Genomic DNA, 14578 nt, shown 5'->3' on the forward strand with positions numbered 1-14578 from the left:
CGAGAGCACGTACATATCGTTGTTCGGCAACGCTCTGATCGCGTCCGGGTACGGTCCCGGGTCATATCCCTGGCCAGGTGCACCAGGGATACGCGGGGCGGATCGGCGACACCGCGCCGGCGCCCGATTCACGGTCCCGGCGCTCAGACCTCGCCGTAGGGCAGACCCTTCACAATTCTCGCCGCCGCCCGGCCGGCGCCGCGCCAGCCGACGGTGCCGGCCTCGGCGGGCACCACCTGTGCCGGGGAGCGCTCCGGCAGCTTCGCGTGGTGTACCACCACGGCCCCCACACCCAGCGCGACGCCGACATCCAGCCGCGACTCCTGAGCGGCAGCGTGCGCCAGCAGCACGGTCTCGATGTCGGCGTCGGTGTCACCGGAGGGCATGACCACGCGCGTCGGCACGCCTTCCTCCTCGATGCCCGCGCACACCTCGCGCAGCACCTGAGCCCCGGCCTCGGCCGGCCGGAGCACGACGACCGAGGGGATCTCCGCGTTCTCCGTGACGCCTGACGGCGGCCCACTGCACTTCATGACGCCCTGCTCTCCCTCGCAGCGGTCGCCCTGGACGCACCGGCGACCTCGGCGGCGAACGCGTCCACGAGCCCCGACGCCACGGCGTTGCGGGGGCCCTCCGTCCCGTGCACGTTGCCCGTGCCGCAGACGATCCCGTGCCCGGCGAGCGCGTCGGCGATCATGTCCGGGATCTCGAAGTCCAGCGCCGAGCCGCCGAGCAGCACCACGAACTCGAGCATCCGCAGGTTTCCCTGCGGGGCGATCTGACGCAGCGCCCGCAACGCGTTCACCACGAACACCCGCCGCTTGGCCTCCCGCCGCACCCGCCGCACGTGATCCACCGAGTGCCGGGTGGCGATCGGTACGGGGCCTTCGGGCGTCATCGCCACGACCCGGGCGAACACGGTCGGTGGCAGTGGCGTGGTGAAGAACTGCACCGTGCCGTCCTCGTGGCGGATGTGGAAGAAGCTCTCCACCTTCCCGAGCGGAAACCACTTGACCGATTCCGCGACCTCCCGATTGTCCAGTGCCAGCTCGGAGTCGATCAGCCTGGTGACCAGCTCCCCCGCCCCGGCGACGTGGACCGCGCCGACCGTTCCGTCGCGCGTGAGCAGGGCCGCGTCCGTGGAGCCCCCGCCCATGTCGAGCACCACGACGGGTTTGTCCACCCCGGGCGTGGTGAGGGCGCCGCGCACCGCCATCTCGCCCTCGACGCCGCCGATGCGGGCCGCGCAGCCCAGGGCGGCGGCCACGTCGTCGGCGACCACCTGCATGCGGCTGCCGCTGGTGCTCACCATCGCCGCAAGGGCGACGGCGTTCTCCAGCGCGATCTCACCGGCCAGCCCGCCCCGCACCTCGGCGGGCACGAAGGTGTCGACGGCGAGAACGTCCCCGATCCGGACCTCCGACGCCGGCTGCCCGGTCACGTCGGTCATCGTGTCGCGGACCTGCGCGAGCATCCCACCGACGTGCGTGCCGGGCTCGCCCGTCGCATCCTCGAGCGGCTGCACCCGTGCCAACTCGGACATGATCTGCTCGGCACCGGCGTCGAGGTCCACCCGCAGGGTCTTGCCCGCCCCGGTCAGCTCGAGCAGCCCCACCGGGATCCGCCGGTCGGTCACGTCACCGCTGGGCGTGCGGACCACCACGGCCGACCGGTTGCCGGTCAACGCGCGTGCCACCGGCGCGACCTTGCGCGTCTGGTCCGGGTCCAGGTCGAAGACGGTGGCGAGGCCGTAGGAGTTCGACAGCGTGCGGATGGTCTGGCCGGGCGCCGCCACCTCGACCGCGGCGAGCATCCCGAGCGGTACCCGGTCCACCGCGGCCACCTCGTCGACGATCGGGATCCGTCGTTCCAACCGGTTGGCCACGAGCACCGCGTCGTCGTGGCCGAGCACCGCTGCCACGATCTCGGCACCGGAGCTGATCGCGGTGTTGAGCGTGGCGGCGATGTCGTCGAAGTCCCACCCGAACGGCACCACGACGACCACCGGCCCGTCATGGGCCGCACCGCTCAGCTCGCTGATCGGGACCGTCGTCCCGACCCCGAGACCCTCCCCGCCCGGCGTCGTCGGGTTGTGCCCGATCATCGTGGACTCGGTGATGATCGTCTCGGTGATGGTCTCCGTGGCGAGCCCGCTGATCACGGGCGTGGCCTCGTTGAGCAGCACGGTGTCGAGGTCCGCGGGGTCGCGGCGCGCCCGCTCCAGGGCCCGGCGTACCGCCGACACGGCTCCGGCGGTGTTCTCCGGTGTGCCCTTGACCCCGGTGGTGTGGGTCAGGGCGGTGCCGAGGTACGTCACGCCACCGGATTGGTCGACGTCCGCGACGCACGCCTCGGTGGTGGAGTTGCCGATGTCCACGCCGACGACGAGCCGCACCGCCCCACGTCCTTCCCGGTCGGCGCGGCTCAACCTGTGTTGCTCAGCTCGAACGCCGGCTCGACCTCGACCGGTTTGCGGTCGGGCACGATGCAGTCGAACTCCTTCAGGTGCAGCAACGCCGCCTTGGCCTGCCACCGCGGGCGGGCCATCTGGTCGTTGCGCGTCGGCACCGGCTCCGGCGACTCGCCCTTGGCGTACTGCGCCGCGTTGCTGCCGATCCGCCGGAACACCTCGGCGTCGAGCAGCGGGGACTGCGGGAACAGCTCCAGGTTGGACAGGCGCGCCAGATCCTTCTGGTGGATCATGGTCGTGCCGCGGGACAGGATGCCCACCGCGATACCCGAGCCGGACAACCGCGCTCCGAGGTGCGAGATCGCGGCGAGGTCCGCGGTGTCCCACACCCGGATGACCCGGGCGTGCATGCCCTGCTCCTCGACGCCGGCCAGCAGTTGGCGCAGCACTTCCGAGTGCGGGACGGCGACGATGGTCTTGGTGAACGTCGAGGCGAAGGCCGGTGACACCGCGATCACGACCTCGTCCTCCCGGGTGCCACGCTGGGCCTGCCCGATCTCGCGAAGGGACAAGGTACGGGTGGCCGAGGGGCTGTTCACGAGACCTCCGTCTCCGGGTTGCTCGCGCTGGTGACGTGGCGCAATCTCTTCAGGTCTTCCCAACGCTGCCCGCCGAGCCGGTATCCCGTGCCCGGGCCCGCATAGTCGTTCGCGTCGTTGATCGCCGACAGCGGCACGAACTCCGGAGTCAGGATCGCGGCGGTCTGCAGCAGGTCCCCCGAGACGCGCTGGCGCAGCACCTGCAGATAGCTGTCCGCCACGTCCGCGAAGCCGGTGCGTTCGAGGATCCGCACCAGGTCCAGACCCGTGATCCCGCGGTCCATCACCGACTGGGCACCCTTGAGGTCCTCCAGCACGTCCCGGAACGGGTAGTCGGCGCTGGAGTTCGCGTAGGTCCCGGCCTCCACCTCGTCGTCGGTGATCCGGGGCAGGTCCAGCTCGGCGAACACGGCCTGCAGAGCCCTGGCCGCCTTGTTGCGGACCTGCAGGATCTCGTCCTCGCGGACGTGCCGGAGGCCTCCGTCGATCTGCAGGTCGCGCTGGATGGTGTTCCAGTCGTCGTAGTCCTCGACGTCGAGGTTCGACCCGGCGAACATGTTGTCCGAGTTCGGCACACCGGAGAAGCCCGAGCAGATCAGGTCCTGGCCGGACATCATCTGCGGCATCAGCCTGCTGGTGCGGCGCATCGCCGAGTGCGAGAACGACTGGTCGTTGCCGGCCGCGCACTCCAGGTCGACCATGCAGGCGATCAGGTTCTCGGCCGCCACCGCACGGATGCCGCCGGGCACCGCGCCCGGCACGCCGATGCAGCTGATCGAGCCGTTCTGCAGGCCCTGCACGCCCGCACCCTTGGCCATCAGGATGCAGCGGATCTCCAGGTACAGCATGGACTTGCCCTCGGCGTTGCCCATTTGTACCTCGGAGCCGGTGCCCGAGGTGAAGCGCATCTTGATCCCGCGCGAGGCGTATGCCGAGGCGAGGAACGCCTTCGACCACGGCGTGTCGTCACCGTCGACGAACACCGACTCGGTGCCGTACACCGAGATCGTCTCCGCGTAGCCGGTGATGCCGCGCATCCCCAGCTCCAGCTCGGTGGCCTCCTCCAGGGCGCACTGGGTGATCACGCCGCCGCGTCCGGTCTGCGCCCCGATCTGCAGCGCGATCGCGACCAGCGGCGCGTAACGCACCACGCCGAGGGTGGTCTCCAGCTCGGCGAAGCCGCGCAGGGCGGCCTCGGCGGCGTCCGCGGCGACCTGGATCGGGTTGTCCCGCGCGCTGGTGGAGTGCGCCTGGTTGGCGGGCGTGCGCCGGGAGCGCATCTTCTGCATCGCCATCATGATCTCGACGACGTTCATCAGCTTGACGACCTCGAGCAGCTTCGCCGGGGTCAGGCCACGCGTCACCTCGAGCACGGCCGCCCGGCTGACCCTGGGGTCGAGCAACATCCGGGCGATCTCGTCGGAGGGGATGGCGTTGGCCTCGACTGCCGACGCGACGTCGATCGAGTGGTTCGCGATGAAGGTGTCCATGAAGTCGAAGTCGGCGCGGGCCTTGCCGTCGAGCTCGACGATGACGCCGTCCTCGACCCGGATGCTCGGCTTCGGGTCGAACTCGCTCTCCATCGCGACGAGGCCCTTTTCGGGCCATTCCTCGACGAAGCCGTCCAGGTTGACCGGACGGCTCTCCAACATCTCGGTCCGCTTGGAGACCTTCGTGACCGTGGGTTTCGGTGCGGTGGCCGTCATCGTCAGTCCTCCTCACGGGCGAGCAGGTTGCGCGCCGCGTAGACCTGCGCCGCCTCGCGGACCAGCGCCGCGTTGACGGGCGCCGAATAGTGCGACTCGAGCCGGTCGGCGATCGCATCGAGCCGCTCCCGGCTCGATGCCCGCGGACGCAAAGCGTTGTAGATCTCCAGAACCTCCGCGTCCGGAATCGCGGTCATCTCGGCGGCCCGGCGCATGTTGTTCGCCAGCTGCGGTCGGCCGGCGGCGTCGGAGATCTCACCCTGTAGCTGTAGCGTCTCCGCGCTGATCCGGAGATCCTCATTGGTGAGATCGCCCGCGACGACCGCCGCCATCGTCACCTCGGCGAGGGGCTTGCCGGTCGGCGTCCGGATCAGCTCCGGACGGTTCATCGACAGCGGATAGTCGCTTTTCTGGAGTTTCGCGGGGATTTCCACGCGATCACCTCTCATCACTGGCCGGAGCGGCGGCCCCGATGCCCCGACCGTCACCGGGAAACACGTTGCGCCATCGTTGTCCCGCAGGTCAAGGGCGCCATGCTTACGACCCGCCGACGACGACCGGCAAACAAGCGGTCGACGGCGTGCCGAGCAAGAACGCGTGCGGGCGAAACACCCGGCTGTACCTCACCTCTGGGTGAGGAGGGGACAGTGTTCGCTGATCGCGGGCCTATCGCTTCGGGCGCGATTGGGGTTGGGTCGAATCCCGGGCCCCCGCACCCAGCCGGGTTCGATACCAGGAACGACCATGAAAGGACGAGCCGATCATGAGTGTGCTGACGTTCGCCGATGCGCAGAAAGTCCTCGAAGCCGGACTCAAGAAGGCCGAGGAAATCGGACAACCGATGAACGTCGCAGTAGTGGACGGAGGTGGCCACCTGCTGGCATTCGGCCGCCAGGACGGCGCCATCCGCGCGAGCATCGACATCTCACAACGCAAGGCGCTCACCGCCATTCTGATGAACCGCCGGACCGATGAGCTGGCCCCCTTGGTGCAGCCGGGGGCCGAGCTCTACGGGCTGGAGCAGACCGCAGGCGGGATGGTGACGTTCGGCGGTGGCATCCCCCTGTACCGCGGCGGCGAGCTCGTCGGCGCAGTGGGCGTGAGCGCCGGCACCGTGGACGAGGACGTGACGGTGGCGTCCGCGGCGGCCAAGGCGTTCAGCTGACCCGCCGGGTCACCGCGTGAGCTGCTCGACGTCGCTCGCCACCTTCGTCTCGCCGCTCCGGAAGGGCGCGGCGAGCGTGAACAGGATGTGGCGCCGGTTGCGGATGAGCGCGGCGGCCGCCAGCACCGCGTAGACGGCGCAGAGGACGTAGCGAGCCTGCTGGCCCGGAAAGACGAACTGCAACGCGAACAGGCCGAGCAGCGTGAAGGCCAGCCAGCGGGGAAACCGCAGCGCCAGCAACGCGGCGACCCCGAGCAGCGTCTGCGTCGCGGTGAGCAGGAACTCCTCGATCTGGCGGCTGTCGAGTACGAGTGCGGTGGGACCGCCGCCGAGCAGGTAGGCGATGGGCAGGCTCCCGACGAGGAGCGTCCACTGGTTGATCTTGCTCGAGATCAGCGTGCCGATCGCGTCGTTGCCCCGGCCGTGCACCGCGAAGAGGATCGCCACGATGAACTCCGGCGCCTCGGACGCCAGCGGGGCCAGCCACTGCACCAGCAGGAACTCGTCGACACCGAACTCGGCGCCGGTCCCGATCAGCGAGTGCGCGAACGGTTCGGCGGAGGCGAGGATGACGGTGGCGGCGTAGAGGAACAACCCGAGCACCAGGGGCCGCCGCACCCGTGCCGGGAGGGCCCCGACCCGGGCGGCCGGCCCGACGAGCTCCGGCTCCTCGGCCTCCGCCCGGGAGACCTTCCAGAGGTAGAACGCGAACAGCCCGAGCAGCGCGAAGCCCAGGACGAGGTGGATCTGCCCGAAGAGCGGCACGATGAACGCCACGACCGAGGCGATCGCGAGAAAGCCCAGCTCGACGCGGTGCCCAGGCGCCAGGAGGAGCTCGCGGACCTTCCGGCCCGAGCGGCGCGAGGCCACGAACAGCGCGATGATCACCACGACCGACCAGCCCAGCCCGAGCAACAGGCGGTTCGATCCGGTCATGTTCGCGGCCGCGTACGGCACGTAGCTCGGATCGCTACCAGCGGTGTAGGCGAAGTAGAGATCCACCGCGTACTCCGGCAGCACGGCGATCACGGCCAGCACCGCGATCGCCAGGGCACCCGAGATGTCCACACGCGCGGCTTCGGCGCCCCAGGCCAGCAGGAACGACGCCGCCACCACGGCGGCACCGAACACCGCCAACCCGAGCGCCGGTGGTAGCTCCATGCCACCCAGGCGCACCACCAGGGCGGGGAGCGTGAGCAGCAGGCACAGCGCAAAGGGGCGCACCAACTTGTAGTCCATGACGACCTTCCGGGACGGCGCGTCGCCGTGACCGGAGGGCCTCGGGGGACACTCCGGCCAGACGACTCGACTGGCCGAAGGTCTCGTCCACCCGCTACTCGCGGGCCCTGTCGCCGGAGGACCACGGGGTCCTCAGCATGTCGACGATCAGGTCTGCCGGACTACTCCCCTTCAGTGCGCATACCCTTACATACGTTTCGTCGATTGCGCAACTGACGAAGGAGGATGCGGCTGGCGGCGACGGCACCGGGGCGAGAGGATTCCTCCATGGCGAACCTGCCCGCGGCGAGCGCTCCAGGGCCTTCGAGCCACGCCGTGGAACCGACCCAGCCACAGCTGCGGTCGGCTGCGGCGACATTCGCCCTGCTCAGCAGCCCGGCACGCTTGCATCTGGCATGGCTGATGGCACACGAGACGTTCGACGTGGGCACCCTGGCAGGCCGGGTCGGGCTGAGCATCGCCACCACCAGCCAGCACCTCGGCAAGTTGCGGCTCGCCGGGGTCATCTCGGCCCGCCGCGAGGGCAGGCACACGTACTACGCGGTGGACGACCCACACGTCCTCGCGATGATCGAGCAGATCTTCAGCCACATCGCGGCGGACGGGACGCTCGCGCCCGACCCGTGAGGCGGGGCCGGACGAGCCGCTCAGGCCACCGGGCGGTCCCGATCGGCCCCGGCCAGCCGCAACGCGGCCGCCAGCCTGTCCCTGACCTCGGCCTGCGCGGCGATGCGCTGGTCGATCACGGCCAGCCGCCTCGCCGCGATCCGCAAGCCTTCGACGGACGGTGGGACCGCCGCCACATCCCCGTCCAAGCAGGCACGGAAGGCCTGCACGTCGTCGAGCGTGAGCCCCGCTGCCAGCAGAAGGCGGATGTTGCGCACCCGCACCGCCGCTGACTCGTCGTAGATCCGATAGCCGTTGTGCGCCCGTTCCGAGACGATCAGCCCGGCCTGTTCGTAATGCCGCAGCGCCCGCACGGTCGCCCCCGTCATCGTCGCCAGTTCGCCGATCCGCACCCCGGCGACAGTAGTCAGGCCACGGCCGCTCCCCCGTCGACCGGGAGCACGACCCCCGTGACGAACGATGCTTCCGGCGCCGCCAGCTGGGTGATCGTCCACGCCACATCCTCCGGGCGCCCGATGCGGCCGAGCGGCGTGTGCGTCAACTGCCACTGGCGAACTGCGGCCCGTCGTTCCGGTGTCAGTCCCTGGTGTTCGCCGATCGGGGTGTCGATGGCCCCTGGCGCCACCGCGACCACCCGGATCCCGCGGGGTGCGAGCTCGACCGCCCAGGTGCGCGTCAGCAGGTCCAGCGCGGCCTTGGTCGCCGCGTAGACGGAGCTGCCCGGAAATGCGCGCTGCCCCACCGACGTGCTGACGTTCACGACCACCCCGCGGGTCTTCTCCAGTGCAGGTAGCGCCGCCTGCGTGAGCAGGACGGGCGCCACCACGTTGGTGGCGATCTGCGCGTCGATCGACTCGGGCTCGAGCGCACCGAGGGCTCCGCCGCGCACGATGCCGGCGTTGTTCACCAGCACGTCCAGCCTGCCGTGCGCGTCCGACACCGCCGAAACGATCCGTTCTGGCTCGCCGTCCGCGGTGATGTCGGCGACCAGCGTGGTGATCCGGCCTGATCCCGCGGCGGTCTCCCGGAGCGGCTCTACCCGCCGTCCCACGGCCGTCACCAGCGCACCCTCGGCCGCGAACGCCCGGGCGGTGGCCCGCCCGATGCCCGTTCCCGCCCCGGTGACGACGACGACCCTGCCGCTGCGCTCCTCGTTGCTGCTGTGCATATCGCTGATCGTCGAACCCTGCCGCAGGTGGCAGGGTCAAGCGCTACTCCTGGGGGTCCCGAGCCGCCGCGATCACCCGGGTGAGGACGCCGTGCAGATCCTCCAGCTCCGAGATCTCCATCCCGAGCCTCGCCACGATCGCGGGCGGAACGCGCTCCGCGTCGGCCCGCAGCCGGCGCCCGGCATCCGTCAGGGTCACGGCGAGGGTTCGCTCGTCGGCCGGCGCGCGACCGCGCATCACGAGGCCCGCAGCCTCCAGCCGCTTCAGCAGCGGCGACAACGTCCCCGGGTCGAGGGCGAGCGCCGAGCTGAGGTCCTTGACCGACCGGGGCGAGCGCTCCCAGAGCGCGAGCATCACGAGGTACTGGGGATGGGTCAGGCCCATCGGCTCGAGCAGGGGGCGGTAGAGCGACACCACGGTGCGAGCGGCCACGGATAGGGCGAAACAGACCTGGCGGTCGAGCTGCAGGGGGTCGACGAGCTCTACGACGTCTGATGCGTCACCTGTGGATCCTCCGGGCACGCGCCCAGGGTACCGTCGAAAACAGGTTCGATTTGGACACAAAGCATTGGGGCGCAAAATGAGCGAGACCTCACCGCGTCGCCCAGGCCCGGTGCGTTGGCTGCTGTACGCCTTCGGGCGCGGTCTGCCGCCCGAGTACCGGGAGTGGGTCCTGCACGACGTGACCGCGCGCACGTGGGTGCTGCGGCACATGATCCGCGCAACGGTGCAGTTGCTCCCGATCGCCGTGGTTCTCTACCTGCTGATCCCGGGCCCGGCCTGGGTGAGGGGGTGCGCCGTTCTCGCCGGGCTCCTGCTCGGGTACTTCTACTCGGGGGCCTACGTCTACGAGACCACCGAGCACCGCGCCGTCAAGGCCGGCTACCCGCGGGGCACCGCGGGCCGAATCCGGGGCATGCACGGGGCCGCCGAGCGCGAGGAGCAGGAGCGTCGCTACGAGCAGCGCTGGCGCTCGGGTCAAGGCAGCGGCGGCGGCTGACCGGACGCCGCGGCCGCGCAGGCGTCAGGCGTCCGCCTCGAGCCTCAGGTCCCGACCGCGTGTCTCCGGCATCCGGACGGCGGTGACGAGGGTGACGAGCATGATCGCGGTCATGTACACCACAACACCGATCCACCCGGCGAACAGCTGGACGAGCACTCCCGATAGGAGGGGTGCGATGCCACCCCCGAGCACCGCGGAGAACTCGCGCCCGAGCGCGACGCCCGCGTAGCGGTACCGCGAGCCCGAGAGCTCGGCGAAGGCGGCGGCCTGCGAGCCGACCGTGCCGTACGCGGCGAAGACGAACCCGAGCACGATCACGAGCACGACGAGCGCAGTGTTGCCGGTGTCCAGCATCAGGAACGCGGGTGCCGGGAACAGCACGAGGAACGCGGCCACAGCGATGATCACCGGCTTGCGTCCGTACCGGTCGGTGAGCACACCCGTCACGAACGCGGAGACGCATCCGAAGAGCGCGCCGACCAGCAGCGCCTGCGGCACCAGCCGCTCGTCGACGCCCACGGTCTGGATCAGATAGCTCCCCATGAAGACCTGGAACACGTAGGACTGGGTGTTGCCGCCGATGTTGAGGGCGAACGTGCGGAAGAACGGCCGTCGGCCCACCGTGAACACGCTCTTGATCGGTGACTCGGTGACGGTGCGCTCCTGGTCCCGCTCCCGTTTCGCCTGCTCGAAGACCGGGGCATCACGCAGTCGCCTGCGCAGGATGTACGCGGCGAGCGTCACGAACGCGCTCGAGAAGAACACGAGCCGCCACCCCCATGCGAGCAACTGCTCGTCGGGCAACAACTGCGCGAGGATCCAGATGACGGCACCGAGCGCTGTACCTGCGGACGCGCCGACGAACACGAGCGATGCGTAGCGGCCCCGCCGCTCGCGCGGGGCGACCTCGGTGAGCAGCACCACCCCGCCCGCCTGCTCGGCGCCGGCCCCGAACCCTTGGAGCAGTCGCAGGACGACCAGCAGGGCGGGCGCGAGCAGACCGGCTTGTTCGTAGCTCGGCAGGGCACCGATGAGGAACGTCGAGATGCCCATGAGGAACAGGGTGGCGACGAGCACGAACTTCCGGCCCAGCCGGTCGCCGTAGCGGGAGAAGAAGAGGCCTCCGAGGGGCCGGGCGAGAAACCCGACCGCGTAGGTGGCGAATCCGGCGATCACGGCGATGGCGGGGTCGGCGTCGGGGAAGAAGATGCGGTTGAAGATGATCGCGGTGGCAGTGCCGTAGATGACGAAGTCGTACTGCTCGAGGGCGGTTCCGATGAGTCCGCCCCAGGCGGCCGTGCGCAGGTTGCGCTTGTCGACCAGATTGCCGGAGCCGTCGTCGATCGCGTCCGCGACCGTGTCCTGCGCCATCGCAGTCTCCCCCGTCGTCAACGCCCGGCCTCGTGCCCGGACCTCGCGGGATGCTAACCCGCATGCGCGACGATCACGGTCGGCGCGAAACGTGCCAGGGGGCCGGCGGCGTGCCCGCCGGGTGTCTCAGGCGGCCGCTTGCCGGAAGACAGCGCGCGCGTCGACCCCCGCGAAGCGTGATGCGGCGGCTTCCTGGTTCGCGGTCGCCTCGGTGAACCGTTCCCCGGACAGGGGGTCACGAGTGAGCTCGTGGCCGTCCTGGTCCACGACGATCCATCCTCCGGTCCAGGTCTCGTCGACTGGCATGACTGCCTCCCATGGGGTGAGCGCACGGGCCACAGGGCCGGAAGCGCACCCTCCGTCGCTGACATCGGGGACAACTGTCACGCATCGCCACCGGGAACCGCACCCGTGAGACCCCTGGGTCCTGTCCCGGGGCAGCGCCATCAGGACACGGGCGGAACAGGCGTCGTCACGGCGAGGTAGCCCCCTGCCGGAACCCCGGCTCAGCGCGCCGTGGCCGCGCGCTTCACCTCAGAGTGGCATCGGATGTGCGCAAATCCGATATTCCGGACGCAGTGACGGAGCCAGGCGGCGAGGACCCACCCAGTAGAGGTCGAGACCACACCCGCCAGGGAGTTGTCACGGGCGTTCCCGGGTGTCGTCCCGGGCCTTGCGGCATGACAGTGGGGATGAGACGCCGATGTCGGCCGACCTCGCGTCAGCCCGTTCCCCGAAGGAGCACCCCTGCCCGTGTCGCACCATCCGGAAGCCGGTCCGTACCGCAGCGATGACCGGCTCGATCCCTACGTCGCAGCCGTGCCGGCGGCGTGACGGCCCGCGCGATGTCCACACCCACGACCACTCCGAGACAGGTCACCGCCCCCAACCTCCACATCGAGGCCGGCAACGGGATCACGTACGCCTACCGCCGCTTCGGCAGCACCGGGCCCGAGACGACACCACTGCTGTTCCTGCAGCACTTCCGCGGCAACCTCGACAACTGGGATCCACTGCTCATCGACGCGATCGCGGCCGAACGTGAAGTGATCCTGCTCGACAACACCGGCGTGGGCGGCTCCTCAGGACGGACACCGAGCAGCGTCACGGCGATGGCGCGCGACGCACTCGCCTTCGTCGACGCCCTCGGCCTGCGCACACTCGACATCCTCGGGTTCTGCCTAGGTGGCTTCGTCGCCCAGAAACTCACCCTCATCCGGCCGCAACTCGTGCGCCGCCTCGTGCTGGCCGGCACCGGCCCGCAGGGCGGCGAGCAGATGCACGGCTTCACCCCGGACGTCCTGGACGCGGCGACACCCGACGAGCCAACGGGCGAGGACTTCCTCTACCTCTTCTTCGAGCGGACTCCGACGAGCGTCGGCAAGGGCTGGGACGCGATCGACCGCATCTGCAGCCGGACGCAGGACCGGGACGAACCGACCAGCCTCCAGACCCGTGACGCCCAGCTCGACGCGATCACCGCCTGGGGGATCCCGGACCCGACCCGCCTGCACCGGCTCGCCGGGATCGAGCGGCCCACGCTGGTGGCGAACGGCGACTGCGACATCCTCATACCGACGAGGAACAGCAGGCTACTGGCATCGAACCTGCAGAACGCCACCCTCTCGATCTACCCGAACGCTGGCCACGGGTTCCTCTTCCAGTACCCCACGGAGTTCGCCGCGGAGGTCAACACCTTCCTGGGCTGAGCTCTGCACCGGAGCCGGCCGCAGGCGGGGGAACGTCTGCCGCTGCGACTTAGTGCCCGCAGCAGATACCCTCGATCCGGGCAACTTGCTCAAATGTGACGTGTCCAACGTCACTCCGCCTGTGCCGACCGGTTCGGATCATGATGGAATGTTGCCAGCACCGTAGGGGAGTATCCCGCTCGCGGTGGCGTCGTCAGCACGGAGCCCACCGCCATCGGGACCCGGCGCCATCGATCGGCCCGCACCACCTCACCCAGGGCCGATGGGAGAGACCTCGGGCCGTTCCGCGTTGCCCGAGCGACCCCCGGAGGTCCCCTCAGTGAACGTGCCTACCTGGCTGTGGCTCGCCACCATCGGCGGCTTGGTGGCCATCATCCTCGCCGATCTGTTCCTGGTCGACCACAAACCACACACCGTCACGATGAAGGAGGCCACCCGCTGGGTGCTCTTCTACGTGGCACTCGCCGTGCTCTTCGGTATAGGGATCTGGTTCTTCGCCGGCGGCGCCTTCGCCGGGGAGTTCTTCGCCGGCTACATCACCGAGTACTCACTCTCGGTCGACAACCTGTTCGTGTTCGTGGTCATCATGGCGGCGTTCAGCGTGCCGTCGGTGCACCAACACCGGGTGCTACTGGTGGGAATCGTGATCGCGCTGATCATGCGCGGCATCTTCATCGCCATCGGTGCTGCCGCCATCGCGGCCTTCAGCTGGATCTTCTACCTCTTCGCGGTCATCCTCGTGGTCACAGCGGTCAACCTGGCGCGCCAGGGCACCGAGCACGACGACGGCGAGCCTGCCCCGGTGCGGCTGCTGCGCAAGTACCTGCCGGTCACCGACGATTTCCACGGCACCAAGCTGTTCGCGAGGGTCAACGGCAAGCGCCTGCTCACGCCGATGCTCATGGTGATGCTGGCGATCGGCTTCACCGACCTGCTGTTCGCCCTCGACTCGATCCCCGCGATCTTCGGCCTCACGCAGGAGCCCTACCTCGTCTTCACGGCCAACGCGTTCGCGCTGATGGGTCTGCGACAGCTGTTCTTCCTGCTGGGCGGGCTGCTCAACCGACTGGTCTACCTGTCCTACGGGCTCTCGGTGATCCTCGCCTTCATCGGCGTGAAGCTGGTGCTCGAGGCGCTGCACGAGAACAACCTGCCGTTCATCAACGGCGGCGAGCCCGTGCCGGTCCCCACCGTCGGCATCGAACTCTCGCTCAGCGTGATCGTCGGCGTCCTGGTCATCACCACCATCGCGAGCCTGGTGAAGGCCAAGCGCGACCCGTCGGTCGTCCACGCGCCGCCGACCGCGGTCGACAACGACCACTCGGACCACAACCACTCCGACGACGAGCGTTCCGACCACGACCAGGCGCCCACGCCCAAGAGCGGGCGTAGCGTCGCCGGCGACTGAGGCCCGCCCCGACGGGAGCCTGCCCCATCCCCCGATGCTCGTCCCCGCAACGGGCATCGGGGGATGTTCTCGCTCCAGGTCCGCTTCGGCCCGTGCGGCGCGAAGCACCCCTGGGGCGCCGCGCGCAGAACGTGGAAGATCAATCCCCGTGCCGTTTTTCGGGCCCCCGGTG

The 14578-nt window shown here is 69.8% G+C and carries 16 protein-coding genes; 5 read left to right on the forward strand and 11 right to left on the reverse strand.

Going from position 1 to position 14578, the window contains the following annotated elements; translation table 11 throughout:
- Window positions 1–143: 143 nt before the first annotated feature.
- Genes ACQPZQ_RS28000 through ACQPZQ_RS28020 form a run of 5 tightly spaced genes read right to left on the reverse strand, consistent with a single transcriptional unit; the run spans window position 144 to window position 5203 of the window.
- A complete protein-coding gene (locus ACQPZQ_RS28000) occupies window positions 144–533 on the reverse strand; it encodes a glycerol dehydratase reactivase beta/small subunit family protein (protein WP_433285550.1) in 390 nt (129 codons plus the stop codon).
- Window positions 530–2395, reverse strand: coding sequence for a diol dehydratase reactivase subunit alpha (locus ACQPZQ_RS28005; protein ID WP_433285552.1), 1866 nt, complete (start codon window positions 2393–2395; stop codon window positions 530–532). Before ACQPZQ_RS28005 ends, ACQPZQ_RS28000 begins: the two co-directional genes overlap by 4 nt.
- Window positions 2396–2424: 29 nt before the next feature.
- On the reverse strand, window positions 2425–3009 hold the full coding sequence (locus ACQPZQ_RS28010; RefSeq protein WP_433285554.1) for a propanediol/glycerol family dehydratase medium subunit: 585 nt from the start codon (window positions 3007–3009) through the stop codon (window positions 2425–2427).
- Window positions 3006–4715: a propanediol/glycerol family dehydratase large subunit gene (locus ACQPZQ_RS28015; RefSeq protein ID WP_433285556.1), complete on the reverse strand. Its 1710-nt coding sequence runs from the start codon at window positions 4713–4715 to the stop codon at window positions 3006–3008. Before ACQPZQ_RS28015 ends, ACQPZQ_RS28010 begins: the two co-directional genes overlap by 4 nt.
- Before the next feature lie 2 nt (window positions 4716–4717).
- Window positions 4718–5203, reverse strand: a complete 486-nt coding sequence (locus ACQPZQ_RS28020; RefSeq protein ID WP_433285558.1) for a diol dehydratase small subunit — start codon at window positions 5201–5203, stop codon at window positions 4718–4720.
- A gap of 275 nt (window positions 5204–5478) precedes the next feature.
- On the opposite strand from ACQPZQ_RS28020, the gene ACQPZQ_RS28025 reads away from it, so the two are divergent.
- Window positions 5479–5880 carry a GlcG/HbpS family heme-binding protein gene (locus ACQPZQ_RS28025; RefSeq protein WP_433285560.1) on the forward strand — a complete coding sequence of 134 codons (402 nt, stop codon included), beginning with the start codon at window positions 5479–5481 and terminating at the stop codon, window positions 5878–5880.
- A gap of 9 nt (window positions 5881–5889) precedes the next feature.
- On the opposite strand, the gene ACQPZQ_RS28030 is transcribed toward ACQPZQ_RS28025, so the two are convergent.
- A complete protein-coding gene (locus ACQPZQ_RS28030; RefSeq protein WP_433285562.1) occupies window positions 5890–7119 on the reverse strand; it encodes a sodium:proton exchanger in 1230 nt (409 codons plus the stop codon).
- 267 nt (window positions 7120–7386) lie between these two features.
- Here ACQPZQ_RS28030 and ACQPZQ_RS28035 point away from each other — a divergent pair, with 267 nt between their 5' ends.
- The gene (locus ACQPZQ_RS28035; RefSeq protein WP_433285564.1) at window positions 7387–7746 is read left to right on the forward strand and encodes an ArsR/SmtB family transcription factor; all 360 of its coding nucleotides are present in this window, start codon (window positions 7387–7389) and stop codon (window positions 7744–7746) included.
- Window positions 7747–7766: 20 nt separating this feature from the next.
- Here ACQPZQ_RS28035 and ACQPZQ_RS28040 read toward each other — a convergent pair whose 3' ends face one another.
- From ACQPZQ_RS28040 to ACQPZQ_RS28050, 3 genes are read right to left on the reverse strand one after another with little or no spacing between them, the layout of a single operon-like run.
- Window positions 7767–8138, reverse strand: a complete 372-nt coding sequence (locus ACQPZQ_RS28040) for a MerR family transcriptional regulator (protein WP_433285566.1) — start codon at window positions 8136–8138, stop codon at window positions 7767–7769.
- A 14-nt stretch (window positions 8139–8152) separates the two neighbouring features.
- Window positions 8153–8914 carry an SDR family NAD(P)-dependent oxidoreductase gene (locus ACQPZQ_RS28045; protein ID WP_433285568.1) on the reverse strand — a complete coding sequence of 254 codons (762 nt, stop codon included), beginning with the start codon at window positions 8912–8914 and terminating at the stop codon, window positions 8153–8155.
- A 43-nt stretch (window positions 8915–8957) separates the two neighbouring features.
- Window positions 8958–9437: a MarR family winged helix-turn-helix transcriptional regulator gene (locus ACQPZQ_RS28050; protein ID WP_433285570.1), complete on the reverse strand. Its 480-nt coding sequence runs from the start codon at window positions 9435–9437 to the stop codon at window positions 8958–8960.
- A 58-nt stretch (window positions 9438–9495) separates the two neighbouring features.
- Between ACQPZQ_RS28050 and ACQPZQ_RS28055 the strand changes: the two genes are divergently transcribed.
- Complete coding sequence (locus ACQPZQ_RS28055; RefSeq protein ID WP_433285572.1) at window positions 9496–9915, forward strand: DUF5313 family protein; 420 nt, start codon at window positions 9496–9498, stop codon at window positions 9913–9915.
- A gap of 24 nt (window positions 9916–9939) precedes the next feature.
- Here the strand turns inward: ACQPZQ_RS28055 and ACQPZQ_RS28060 are convergent, their stop codons facing one another.
- Both ACQPZQ_RS28060 and ACQPZQ_RS28065 read right to left on the reverse strand, forming a co-directional pair.
- Entirely contained in the window at window positions 9940–11289 is a 1350-nt protein-coding gene (locus ACQPZQ_RS28060; RefSeq protein ID WP_433285574.1) for an MFS transporter, read from the reverse strand.
- 126 nt (window positions 11290–11415) lie between these two features.
- The gene (locus ACQPZQ_RS28065; protein ID WP_241034478.1) at window positions 11416–11595 is read right to left on the reverse strand and encodes a hypothetical protein; all 180 of its coding nucleotides are present in this window, start codon (window positions 11593–11595) and stop codon (window positions 11416–11418) included.
- A gap of 539 nt (window positions 11596–12134) precedes the next feature.
- On the opposite strand from ACQPZQ_RS28065, the gene ACQPZQ_RS28070 reads away from it, so the two are divergent.
- Together ACQPZQ_RS28070 and ACQPZQ_RS28075 are read left to right on the forward strand one after the other, a co-directional pair.
- On the forward strand, window positions 12135–12998 hold the full coding sequence (locus ACQPZQ_RS28070) for an alpha/beta fold hydrolase (protein WP_433285576.1): 864 nt from the start codon (window positions 12135–12137) through the stop codon (window positions 12996–12998).
- A gap of 319 nt (window positions 12999–13317) precedes the next feature.
- Window positions 13318–14406 (forward strand): TerC family protein, encoded by a 1089-nt coding sequence (locus ACQPZQ_RS28075; protein WP_433285578.1) that lies wholly within the window; start codon window positions 13318–13320, stop codon window positions 14404–14406.
- The last annotated feature ends 172 nt before the right edge of the window (window positions 14407–14578 follow it).

The organism is Pseudonocardia sp. CA-142604 (assembly GCF_050948475.1).
In the GTDB taxonomy this organism is placed as follows: Bacteria; Actinomycetota; Actinomycetes; order Mycobacteriales; family Pseudonocardiaceae; genus Pseudonocardia; species Pseudonocardia alaniniphila.

What these genes read in the sequence shown, in the direction of transcription:
- ACQPZQ_RS28000 (WP_433285550.1), bottom strand. Translation starts at nt 533, where the DNA reads ATGAAGTGCAGTGGGCCGCCGTCAGGCGTCACGGAGAACGCGGAGATC.
- ACQPZQ_RS28015 (WP_433285556.1), bottom strand. Translation starts at nt 4,715, where the DNA reads ATGACGGCCACCGCACCGAAACCCACGGTCACGAAGGTCTCCAAGCGG.
- ACQPZQ_RS28025 (WP_433285560.1), top strand. Translation starts at nt 5,479, where the DNA reads ATGAGTGTGCTGACGTTCGCCGATGCGCAGAAAGTCCTCGAAGCCGGA.
- ACQPZQ_RS28030 (WP_433285562.1), bottom strand. Translation starts at nt 7,119, where the DNA reads ATGGACTACAAGTTGGTGCGCCCCTTTGCGCTGTGCCTGCTGCTCACG.
- ACQPZQ_RS28035 (WP_433285564.1), top strand. Translation starts at nt 7,387, where the DNA reads ATGGCGAACCTGCCCGCGGCGAGCGCTCCAGGGCCTTCGAGCCACGCC.
- ACQPZQ_RS28045 (WP_433285568.1), bottom strand. Translation starts at nt 8,914, where the DNA reads ATGCACAGCAGCAACGAGGAGCGCAGCGGCAGGGTCGTCGTCGTCACC.
- ACQPZQ_RS28055 (WP_433285572.1), top strand. Translation starts at nt 9,496, where the DNA reads ATGAGCGAGACCTCACCGCGTCGCCCAGGCCCGGTGCGTTGGCTGCTG.
- ACQPZQ_RS28060 (WP_433285574.1), bottom strand. Translation starts at nt 11,289, where the DNA reads ATGGCGCAGGACACGGTCGCGGACGCGATCGACGACGGCTCCGGCAAT.
- ACQPZQ_RS28065 (WP_241034478.1), bottom strand. Translation starts at nt 11,595, where the DNA reads ATGCCAGTCGACGAGACCTGGACCGGAGGATGGATCGTCGTGGACCAG.
- ACQPZQ_RS28070 (WP_433285576.1), top strand. Translation starts at nt 12,135, where the DNA reads ATGTCCACACCCACGACCACTCCGAGACAGGTCACCGCCCCCAACCTC.